Below are 10,742 nucleotides of genomic sequence, written 5' to 3' on the forward strand. Positions count from 1 at the left end.
CCTGTCCCGGCGAGTACGCAAGCGCGCACCAGCGAGCCCTTCCGGGCCCGCTCCTCAAAGGAGAAGAACATGCTCAACAGAAGGAACTTCCTCACCGCGGCGGTCGGCGTGGCGGTCGCGGGCGGCCTGGCGGCCTGTGCCAAGGAGGACGACAGCTCCTCCGGCTCCTCCGACTCCGGCAACGGCGGCGGCGGTGGCAAGAAGATCACTCTGGGCTTCGCGCAGGTCGGTTCGGAGAGCGGCTGGCGCACCGCCAACACCAAGTCGGTCAAGGAAGCGGCCAAGGAGGCCGGTTACACCCTCAAGTTCTCCGACGCGCAGCAGAAGCAGGAGAACCAGATCTCGGCGATCCGCAGCTACATCGCGCAGAAGGTGGACGTCATCGCCTTCTCGCCGGTGGTCGTCACGGGCTGGGACGCGGTGCTCAAGGAGGCGAAGACCGCGAAGATCCCGGTCATCCTCACCGACCGCTCCATCGAGACCTCCGACGACTCCCTGTACGTCTCCTTCATCGGCTCCGACTTCATCGACGAGGGCCGTCGTGCGGGCAGGATGCTGGAGACGGTCCTGAAGAAGGCCGGCCACAAGGGCGCGGTGAAGATCGCCCAGCTGGAGGGCACCACGGGTGCCGCCCCGGCGCTGGAGCGCGCCAAGGGCTTCAAGGAGGTCATGGACGCCGACCACAAGGACGACTGGAAGATCGTCGTCAGCCAGACCGGCGACTTCACCCGGGCCGGCGGCAAGCAGGTCATGGCGGCCTTCCTGCAGTCCGACCCGGACATCAACGTGCTCTACGCGCACAACGACGACATGGCCCTCGGCGCCATCCAGTCCATCGAGGCGGCCGGCAAGAAGCCCGGCAAGGACATCCTGATCATCTCGGTCGACGGGGTGAAGGACGGCTTCGTCGCGATGTCCGAGGGCAAGATCAACGGCATTGTCGAGTGCAACCCGCTGCTCGGCCCCCAGCTGATGGACCTCGTGAAGAAGGTCGACGCCGGGGAGACGGTCGAGCGCCGCATCAAGACCAAGGAGGGCGACTTCCTGCAGGAGCAGGCCAAGGACGCCCTCCCGACCCGCAAGTACTGACCCCCGATCCGCACGTACTGACCGGCGCCCGCCGACCGACCGCGTCCGCCGCCAGGGAGCCCCTGTCCGGCCGGGTCCGTCCCGGACGAGGGGGCTCCCCGCGGGCCTGACCGAACATCCGGGCCCGACCGAACATCCGGGCTTCGACGAACATCCGGGCCTGACCGAACATCGATGAGGAGCGCTGCCATGGCAGAGCCGCTGCCCGTCCTGGAGATGACGGGCATAGTCAAAGAGTTTCCGGGGGTGCGGGCTCTGTCGGGTGTCGACTTCCGGCTCTTCCCCGGCGAGATCCACGCCCTGCTCGGCGAGAACGGCGCCGGCAAGTCCACCCTCATCAAGGTGCTGACCGGGGTGTACTCCCTGGACGGCGGCACCGTCACCCTGAACGGCACGTCCGTGCGGTTCCACAGCCCCTCGCAGGCCCAGCAGGCCGGTATCAGCACGGTCTACCAGGAGGTCAACCTCTGCCCCAACCTGTCGGTGGCGGAGAACATCTTCATCGGCCGCGAGCCCACCCGCTTCGGCCGCATCCGGTGGAAGCGGCTGCGCCGCGAGGCCGCCGAACTCGTCGACCGGCTCGGCCTCGACATCGACGTCGACGCGCCGCTGTCCTCGTACCCGCTGGCCGTGCAGCAACTGGTCGCGATCGTGCGGTCGGTGGGGACCGGGGACAGCGACGGCTCCGGGTCGGGCACCAGGGTGCTGATCCTCGACGAGCCGACCTCCAGCCTCGACCGCGACGAGGTCCTCGAACTCTTCGCCCTGATGCGGCGGCTGAAGGGCGAGGGCGTGGCGATCCTGTTCGTCTCGCACTTCCTCGACCAGATCTACGAGGTCTGCGACCGGATGACCGTCCTGCGCAACGGCGCCCTCGTCGGCGAGCACCTGGTCCGCGACCTCGACCAGGTCGGCCTCGTCCAGCTGATGATCGGCAAGGCCCTGGACCAGCTGGAGGAGCTGCACGACCACCAGCTCCACGCCGACGTGGGGGAGCCGCTGCTGGAGGCGGACGGCGTCGGCCGGGCCGGCGGCATCGCCCCCTTCGACCTGGAGATCAAGAAGGGCGAGGTCGTCGGGCTCGCCGGACTGCTCGGCTCGGGCCGCACCGAACTGGCCCGGCTGCTCTTCGGCGCCGACCAGCCCGACAGCGGCAAGGTCACCATCGGCGGCCGGCAGGTCTCGATGAGCGCCCCGAACGACGCGATCGCCGCGGGTGTCGCGTTCTGCTCGGAGAACCGCAAGGCCGAGGGCCTGGTGCCGGACCTCACCGTGCGCGAGAACATCATCCTCGCCCTGCAGGCCGCACGCGGCTGGACCCGGCCCGTCCCGGCCGCCCAGCGCGACGAACTCGTCGCCCGGTACATCCAGGCCCTGGACATCCGCCCGGCCGACCCCGAGGCCCGGGTCGGCCGGCTCAGCGGCGGCAACCAGCAGAAGGTGCTGCTCGCCCGCTGGCTGATCACCCGGCCGAAACTGCTGATCCTGGACGAGCCGACGCGCGGCATCGACATCGGTGCCAAGGCCGAGATCCAGAAACTGGTGGTCTCGCTCTCCGAGGAGGGCATGGCCGTGCTGTACATCGCGGCCGAGCTGGAGGAGGTCCTGCGGCTGAGCCACACCATCGGCGTACTGCGCGACCGCAGGCTCGTGGCCAGGCTGGCCAACGGACCCGAGATCACGCCCACCCGCATCCTGGAGACCATCGCGAGCGGAGAGCACCAGTGACCACCACTCCACGATGGCGAGCACTGACCCACCACCACCTGTTCTGGCCGGTCGCCGTGCTGGTGGTCCTGCTGCTCGTCAACGTCCCCTTCACTCCCGACTTCTTCTCCGTGAGGATGACGGACGGCCACCTCTACGGCAGCCTCGTCTCGATCGTGCTGTTCGGCTCGCCCCTCATCCTGGTCGCCGTCGGTATGACCCTGGTCATCGCCACCGGCGGCATCGACCTGTCCGTCGGCGCCGTCGTCGCGATCACCGGGGCGCTGGCCTGTTCGTACCTCAGTGACCAGGCCGACCAGGCCGCCGTCTCCGGGGTGCTCCTCGCGATGGGACTCGGCCTGCTGGCCGCGGTGGTCTGCGGCCTCTGGAACGGCTTCCTGGTCGCCCGGATGGGCATCCAGCCGATCATCGCCACCCTGATCATCATGGTCGCGGGGCGCGGGGTCGCCCAGCTGATCACCGACGGGCAGATCATCACCGTCAACAGCGAGCCGTACAAGCTGATCGGCGGCGGCTACTGGCTGACGCTGCCCTTCTCCATCTTCGTGGTGGCCGTCGTGGTCGCCGTGACCGTGGTGCTGACCCGCCGCACGGCGCTGGGCCTGCTCGTCGAGTCGGTCGGCGGCAACGCCGAGGCCAGCCGCCTGGTCGGCATCCGCTCCCGGCGCATCAAGATCATGGTGTACGTGTTCTGCGCGCTGTGCGCCGGCATCGCGGGCCTGATGATCAGCTCCAACACCTCGGCCGCGGACGGCAACAACGCGGGCCTGTGGATCGAGCTGGACGCGATCCTCGCCGTGGTCATCGGCGGTACGTCGCTGCTCGGCGGCCGGTTCTCCATCGGCGGCACGGTCGTCGGCGCCCTCGTCATCCAGACCCTCACCACCACGATCTACACCATCGGCGTGCCCACCCAGACCAACCTGGTCTTCAAGGCCGCCGTCGTCATCATCGTCTGCCTGATGCAGTCCCCGAAGTTCCGCGCCAAGGTGTTCGGCGGCGGGCGCTTCGGCGGGAAGCGGGGTGCCCACCAGGTCGCGGCTCCGGCGGACACCGCCGCGGAGCCCGGGACCGTACGCAAGATGGAGGTGTCGTGATGACCACGACCACCCGCAGGCCCGCGGCGCCGGACAACCGTACGGCGGGCAGGGCCGCGCGCGTCCTCGGCGACCGCCGGCTGCCCGTCCTGGTGACGGCCGGGCTCTTCCTCGTGATGTACGCGATCGGCCTGAGCCGGTACCAGAACTTCGGGTTCGCCGAGACACAGGTGTTCCTGAACCTGTTCATCGACAACAGCTATCTGCTGGTCGCCGCGGTGGGCGCCACCTTCGTCATCCTCTCCGGTGGCATCGACCTCTCCGTCGGCTCGGTCATCGGCTTCACGACCATGTTCACCGCGTGGCTGGTGGAACGGCAGGGGCTGCCGCTCGTGGTCGTCGTCCCCCTGGCGCTGGCCGTGGGCGCGTTCGGCGGCTTCCTGATGGGCTATGTGATCCACAACTTCGAGATCCAGCCGTTCATCGTGACCCTGGCCGGGCTGTTCCTCTTCCGGGGCCTGTGCCTGGTCATCAGCAAGGAGTCCATCTCCATCGGTGACTCCTCCGTGAGCGGCATGGCCCAGACCCAGGTGTCCCTGGGCGGGGCCTTCCTCTCCATCGGGGCCCTCGTGGCGCTGGTGGTGCTGGCGGCGGCGTTCCACGTCCTGCACCACACGCGCTTCGGACGGCGGGTGTACGCCATCGGCGGCAACGAGCAGTCGGCGCTGCTGATGGGGCTCCCGACGGGCGGTACGAAGATCGCGGTGTACACGGTGAGCGGCTTCTGCTCCGCGCTCGCGGGGCTGCTGTTCACGCTCTACATTCAGTCCGGCGACCCCTTGCACGCGACCGGCCTGGAGCTGGACGCGATCGCCGCCGTCGTCATCGGCGGCACGCTGCTGACGGGCGGATCGGGCTATGTGGTGGGCACGCTGTTCGGCGTCCTGGTGCTCGGCCTGATCAAGAGCCTGATCCAGTTCGAGGGCACGCTCAGCTCCTGGTGGACGAAGATCGCGACGGGTGTGCTGCTGTGCGCGTTCATCCTGGTCCAGCGCACGATGACGTCCCGCCGGAACACATAACGGGGTTACCGTCCCCGGGCCCCAGGTACCCGAGGGCCCGGGGGCCGGGAGCGGTGATGCGTCCGAAGCGTTGACGTGTACAGATCGGGTGCCTATCTTCTGGTCGGAGTCACGTACGTCGTTCGAGACTTCGAACGATATGGCGTCCGCCAGAAGGGGAACCCGCCGTGTTCCGTACCCGCCACCTGCCGGCCCTCGTCGCAGCCCTGCTCGTCACCCTCGCCGTCACACTCGCGCAGCCGGCCGCCGCCGCCCCAGCCTCGCCCGCCGCCGCCCCCGTCTCGCCCGCCGTCACCTACACCAACCCCGTCGCCCCGCAGCGGGCCGACCCGCACATCCACAAGCACACCGACGGCTACTACTACTTCACCGCCACCGTGCCCGCGTACGACCGGATCGTGATGCGCCGGGCCACCACCCTCCAGGGGCTGGCCACGGCGGCCGAGACCACCATCTGGACCAAACACGCCAGCGGTGAGATGGGCGCGCACATCTGGGCACCGGAGATCCACTTCATCAACGGCAAGTGGTACGTCCACTTCGCCGCCGGCGCCTCGAACGACATCTGGAAGATCCGGCCGTACGTCCTGGAGACCGGCGCCGCCAACCCGCTGACCGGCACCTGGACCGAGAAGGGCCGCATCGCCCTCCCGCTGGACACCTTCTCGCTCGACGCGACCACCTTCACCGTCGGCGGTACCCGCTACCTCAGCTGGGCGCAGAACGACCCGGCGGTCGGCGAGGGCACCAACATCTACCTCGCCAGGATGTCCAACCCCTGGACCCTCAGCGGCAGTCCGGTCATGATCTCCCGGCCCACCCACGCCTGGGAGAAGGTCGGCCACACCGTCAACGAGGGCCCCGCGGTCGTCCAGCGCAACGGCAGGGTCTTCATGACCTTCTCGGCCAGCGCCACCGACAGCAACTACTGCCTCGGCCTGCTGACCGCCCCGGCCTCCGCCGACCTGATGAACGCGGCCTCCTGGACCAAGACGCCCACCCCGGTCTTCACCAGCAACGCCGCGACCGGTCAGTACGGTCCGGGCCACAACACCTTCACCACGTCCGAGGACGGGAAGTCCGACATCCTCGTCTACCACGACCGCAGTTACAAGGACATCAGCGGCGACCCGCTCAACGACCCCAACCGGCGCACCCGCTACCAGAAGCTGTACTGGAACGCCGACGGCACGCCCAACTTCGGCATCCCGGTGGCCGACGGCGTCACCCCGGTCCGTTTCTCCTCGTACAACTTCCCCGACCGGTTCGTCCGGCACTGGGAGTACCGGGCGAAGATCGAGCCGAACGTCACCAACCTCGCCGACTCCCAGTTCCGGATCGTGACGGGCCTGGCCGGCACCGGGACCGTCTCCCTCGAATCGGCGAACTTCCCCGGGTACTACCTCCGCCACCGCGCAGACGGCGAGGTGTGGGTGGACAGGAGCGACGGCAGNGCAGACGGCGAGGTGTGGGTGGACAGGAGCGACGGCAGTACGGCTTTCAAGGGCGACGCGAGCTTCCACCGGCGGGCCGGTCTGGCCGACCCGTCCGCGGGCGTCTCCTTCGAGGCGTACAACCTCCCGGGCAGCTACGTGCGGCACTACGACTACCTGCTCGTCACGCAGCCGGCCGACACGGCGACGGCCAGGGCGGACGCGACGTTCTACGCGGAATAGGTGTTCGGCGCCGAGTGGATGTTCCGCATGGAGCGGAAGACGGCCTCACCCGTACCGGGCCCCGGTACGGGTGACCGCCCCGCCCAGCGGGATCGTCATGGTGAACGTGGTCAGGCCCGGCCGGCCGGCCAGGGTGAGGGTGCCGCCGTGCGCCCGGACCAGGGAGCGGGCCACCGCCAGGCCCAGGCCGCTGCCGCCGCGATCCCGGCTGCGGGCCTTGTCGATGCGGAAGAAGCGGTCGAAGACGCGCTCCCGGTCGGCGGCCGGGATGCCGGGGCCGGAGTCGGTGACCCGGACGACGGCCGCGCCGGACGCGACGGACACCTCCACGGACACCTCGGTACCGGCCGGGGTGTGCACCGCGGCGTTGGTGAGCAGGTTGTCCAGGACCTGCCGGATCCGCAGGGCGTCGAGCCGCAGCCGCACCGGACCGGTGCCCGCCGACACGGACAGCGGACGGTCCGCGCGGGTGGCCCGGAACGCGTCCGCCGCCTGCCGCACCAGCTCCGCGAGGTCCGTGTCCTCCAGCCGCAGCGGGGTCTCCACCTCCGCGGCGTCCAGCCGGGCGAGCAGCAGCAGGTCGTCGAGGAGCACCCCCATCCGGGCCGCCTCGGCCCGCAGCCGGGCCAGGTGCTTCTCCCTCTCCCCGGGCTCGTTGGCCGCCGCGTACTGGAAGAGGTCCGCGTAACCCCGTACCGACATCAGGGGTGTGCGCAGCTCGTGCGAGGCGTCCGCGACGAAGCGGCGCAGCCGCTGCTCGGCCTCCGTGCGCACGGCCAGCGAGTCGTCGATGTGCTCCAGCATGGTGTTGAACGCGGTGCGCAGCTCCTCGACCTCCGGGCCGCCGTTCCCGCGGTCGGCGCGCACCGGCAGCCGGGCCGAGTCCGTGAAGTCGTGCGAGGTGATGCCGCGGGCCGTGTGCGCCATGTCGCTGAGCGGCTGAAGACCCCGCCGCAGTACCGCGCGCCCGGACACCACGAGCGCGAGCACCCCCAGGGCGATGGCGAAGACCTGGACGGTGACCAGCCGGTCCGTGGTCTCCTCTATCTCCTTCAGCGGGGCCGCGGTCACCAGGACCACTCCCGGCCCGATCTCGCAGGCCCGCAGCCGGTACGCGCCCTCGTCCCGGATACGGGTGGTGTGGTAGACCTCCTTCGCCCCGTCCCGGGCCAGCGACTCGGCGACCGCGGCGAGCTGCACGGTGTCCTTGGGCACGTCACTGGGGCGGCGCAGCACGGCGGAGTCGTCCGAGACGTCGTACACGGCGGTGTACCAGCCGTAGTACGGCCGGCGCTCCACCGTGCCGTGCGCCCGGGCGTCCTTGGACTGGGTGATCTGGACCAGCTTCATCTGGTTGTTGAGCTGACGCTCCAGATAACTCCGCATGTGTGCCGTCAGCCCCGTGCTGACCACGGTGAAGACGACCAGCGCGAGCGCCCCCATGCCCAGCGCGAGCCGGGTGCCGAGACGGAGCCTGCGGTACGCGGCACGGAGGCGGCCGGTCACCCGGCGACCTGCCGCACCACGTACCCGACGCCCCGCACGGTGTGGATGAGCTGCGGCCCGTCCCGGCCCGCGCCGTCGCCGCCGCTCCCGTCCGTCCCGCTCCCGTCCGTCCCGTTGCCGTCCGTCCCGTTCCTGTCCGTCCCGTCCCCGTCGCCGTCGAGCTTGCGGCGCAGCCGGCTGATGACCAGCTCGACCACGTTCGAGCGGCCGCCGAAGCCGTACTCCCAGACGTGGTCGAGGATCTGCGCCTTGGTCAGCACGGTCGGCGACTTGCGCATCAGGTAGCGCAGCACCTCGTACTCGGTCGGGGTGAGTGTCAGCAGCCGCTCGCCGCGGCGCACCTCGCGGGTGTCCTCGTCCATCGTCAGGTCCGCGACCGCGAGCACGGACCGCTGGAAGGCGGGTCCCGCGCTGCGGCGCAGCACGGTCCGCAGCCGGGCCATCAGCTCCTCCACCGCGAACGGCTTGACGAGGTAGTCGTCACCGCCCCTGGTGAGGCCCGCGACCCGGTCCGCCACGCCGTCGCGCGCGGTGAGGAACACGACCGGCACCATCGTCCCGGACAGTCGCAGCCGGTCGAGCACGGCGAAGCCGTCGAGCCCCGGCAGCATCAGGTCCAGCACCACGATGTCCGGATGGAACTCGGCGGCCCGGCGCAGCGCCTCCTCACCGGAGTTCGCGGTGACCGCCTCCCAGCCCTCGTAGCGGGCGACCGTCGCGACCAGGTCGGCGATGGGCGGATCGTCGTCCACGACGAGAAGTCGTACTTTTTCCACGTGCCCATAGTGCTGCACCCGGCGATCCGCGTCATGGCCGAGGGCCCGCCGAGGCCCGATCGATAAACACTTGAAAGTTCATCGACAGGAAAACGACAGCTCGCGCAAGGAGGCTCGAAGTCCCAGGACCCCGCACCAGGGCTCCGAGGACCCCGATCAAGGAGTTGCCGTCCGTGACGACTGTCCAGACGACCGCACCGCCACCGACCGCGGCGGTACGCCCCAAGGTGGTGGCCCGCGCCGGCCTGTACGGTGTGCTGGCCCTGAACGTGGTCGTGGTGACCGTGTTCTTCATCCAGGCCGGGTTCGCCTCGAACACCCTCATCGTGCTGGGCCGCCTCACCGGCCTGTACGGCGCGCTCCTGATGGCCTTCCAGCTCCTGCTGGTGGCCCGGCTGCCCTGGTTCGACCGCCGCATCGGCATGGACCGGCTGACCTCCTGGCACCGGTACGTCGGCTTCGGCCTGCTGTTCACCCTGCTCGGGCACGCCGTGTTCATCACGTTCGGCTACGCCCGGTCGTCCTCCATGGACCCGGTGAACCAGCTGGTCGACCTCGGTGAGACCGTCGAGGGCGTGTTCCGCGCGATCGTCGCGCTGGGCCTGATCCTCATGATCGGCGCGGTCTCGGCCCGCTACGCCCGCCGCCGGCTCGCGTACGAGACCTGGCACTTCATCCACCTGTACACGTACGTCGCGGTGGTGCTGGCGTTCACGCACCAGGTCGCGGCGGGCACGACCTTCACCACGTCGACCGCGGCCACCACGTACTGGTACGTGCTGTGGGGCGTGGCGCTCGGCGCGGTGCTGCTGGGCCGGCTGGTGCTCCCGCTGTGGCGCAACACGCGCCATCGGCTGCGGGTCTCCGCGGTCGTCCCCGAAGCCGACGACGTCGTCTCGGTCTACATCACGGGGCGCGACCTGGACCGGCTGCCGGCCCGCGCGGGCCAGTTCTTCCTGTGGCGGTTCCTCACCAGGGACCGCTGGTGGCAGGCCAACCCGTTCTCCCTGTCGGCCGCCCCGGACGGCCGCACCCTGCGGCTCACCGCGAAGGCGGCCGGTGACGGCAGCGCCGCCCTGCGCCACCTCCGGGTCGGCACACGGGTCTTCGCCGAGGGGCCCTACGGCGCCTTCACCGCGATGCACCGCACCCGCCCCGGGTCCGTGCTCATCGCCGGCGGCGTGGGCGTCACCCCGATCCGCGCCCTGCTGGAGGAGGTGCACGGGCATGCGGTCGTCCTCTACCGGGTGGCCGCCGAGCGGGACGCGGTCCTCTACGAGGAGCTGCGGGAACTCGCCCACGCCAAGGGCGCCGAGCTGCACCTGGTCTCCGGGCCGGTCAGCCCCGACAAGCTGGCGCCGGGCGAGCTCGCGCGGCTCGTGCCGGACATCGGCGACCGCGACGTGTTCCTGTGCGGGCCGCCGCCGATGATGAACGCGGTGCTGGGCAGCCTGCGCGAGCTGGGCGTGCCCAAGCAGCAGATCCACTTCGAGCGCTTCAGCCTGGCGGGATGAGGGAGACATCGTGAAGCGAGCAATACCTATCCTGGTCCTGACCGTCGCGGGCCTGGTCCCGGTGTGGCGCTACGCGCCCTCGGACGGCTCGGCGACGACCACCGAGGCCGCCTCGCCCGCCCCGGCGCCCTCCGCACCCGCCGCCGGTTCCGGAGGCGGCTCGGCCCGGGTGGTCAAGGGCTCGACCGTGGACACCGAGAAGGGGCCCGTGCAGGTCGAGGTGGCGTTCGACGGCGACGAGATCACCGCCGTGAAGCTGCTCCGGCAGCCGGACCACCCGCAGACCGAGGCCGCCGTGCCGAAGCTGGTCGCGGCGACGCTGGAGGAGCAGAGC

9 protein-coding genes are annotated in these 10,742 nt (G+C 70.3%); 7 read left to right on the forward strand and 2 right to left on the reverse strand.

Translation table 11 applies throughout. From position 1 onward, the window contains the following. The first annotated feature begins 69 nt into the window (after nt 1-69). The 5 genes from KM933_RS35195 (at nt 70) to KM933_RS35215 (ending at nt 6,612) form a co-directional block, all read left to right on the forward strand. Complete coding sequence (locus tag KM933_RS35195; RefSeq protein ID WP_221360374.1) at nt 70-1,089, forward strand: ABC transporter substrate-binding protein; 1,020 nt, start codon at nt 70-72, stop codon at nt 1,087-1,089. Nucleotides 1,090-1,278: 189 nt separating this feature from the next. Beyond that, entirely contained in the window at nt 1,279-2,817 is a 1,539-nt protein-coding gene (locus KM933_RS35200) for a sugar ABC transporter ATP-binding protein (protein ID WP_221360376.1), read from the forward strand. Beyond that, nucleotides 2,814-3,914 (forward strand): ABC transporter permease, encoded by a 1,101-nt coding sequence (locus KM933_RS35205; RefSeq protein ID WP_308013651.1) that lies wholly within the window; start codon nt 2,814-2,816, stop codon nt 3,912-3,914. Before KM933_RS35200 ends, KM933_RS35205 begins: the two co-directional genes overlap by 4 nt. Beyond that, entirely contained in the window at nt 3,914-4,936 is a 1,023-nt protein-coding gene (gene yjfF / locus KM933_RS35210) for a galactofuranose ABC transporter, permease protein YjfF (RefSeq protein WP_221360378.1), read from the forward strand. The genes KM933_RS35205 and yjfF overlap by 1 nt, the downstream gene beginning before the upstream one ends. A 206-nt stretch (nt 4,937-5,142) precedes the next feature. Continuing rightward, nucleotides 5,143-6,612: a family 43 glycosylhydrolase gene (locus KM933_RS35215; protein ID WP_221360399.1), complete on the forward strand. Its 1,470-nt coding sequence runs from the start codon at nt 5,143-5,145 to the stop codon at nt 6,610-6,612. A 45-nt stretch (nt 6,613-6,657) separates the two neighbouring features. On the opposite strand, the gene KM933_RS35220 is transcribed toward KM933_RS35215, so the two are convergent. Together KM933_RS35220 and KM933_RS35225 are read right to left on the reverse strand one after the other, a co-directional pair. Further along, nucleotides 6,658-8,118: a sensor histidine kinase gene (locus tag KM933_RS35220; RefSeq protein WP_221360380.1), complete on the reverse strand. Its 1,461-nt coding sequence runs from the start codon at nt 8,116-8,118 to the stop codon at nt 6,658-6,660. Then, complete coding sequence (locus KM933_RS35225; RefSeq protein WP_221360382.1) at nt 8,115-8,894, reverse strand: response regulator transcription factor; 780 nt, start codon at nt 8,892-8,894, stop codon at nt 8,115-8,117. The genes KM933_RS35220 and KM933_RS35225 overlap by 4 nt, the downstream gene beginning before the upstream one ends. Nucleotides 8,895-9,067: 173 nt before the next feature. On the opposite strand from KM933_RS35225, the gene KM933_RS35230 reads away from it, so the two are divergent. Together KM933_RS35230 and KM933_RS35235 are read left to right on the forward strand one after the other, a co-directional pair. Next, nucleotides 9,068-10,408 carry a ferredoxin reductase family protein gene (locus KM933_RS35230; protein ID WP_221360384.1) on the forward strand — a complete coding sequence of 447 codons (1,341 nt, stop codon included), beginning with the start codon at nt 9,068-9,070 and terminating at the stop codon, nt 10,406-10,408. A gap of 10 nt (nt 10,409-10,418) precedes the next feature. Further along, nucleotides 10,419-10,742 (forward strand): FMN-binding protein (locus KM933_RS35235; protein ID WP_221360386.1); only part of this gene is annotated, 324 nt, incomplete at its 3' end.

The organism is Streptomyces beigongshangae (assembly GCF_019710745.1).
GTDB classification, from domain to species: Bacteria; Actinomycetota; Actinomycetes; order Streptomycetales; family Streptomycetaceae; genus Streptomyces; species Streptomyces beigongshangae.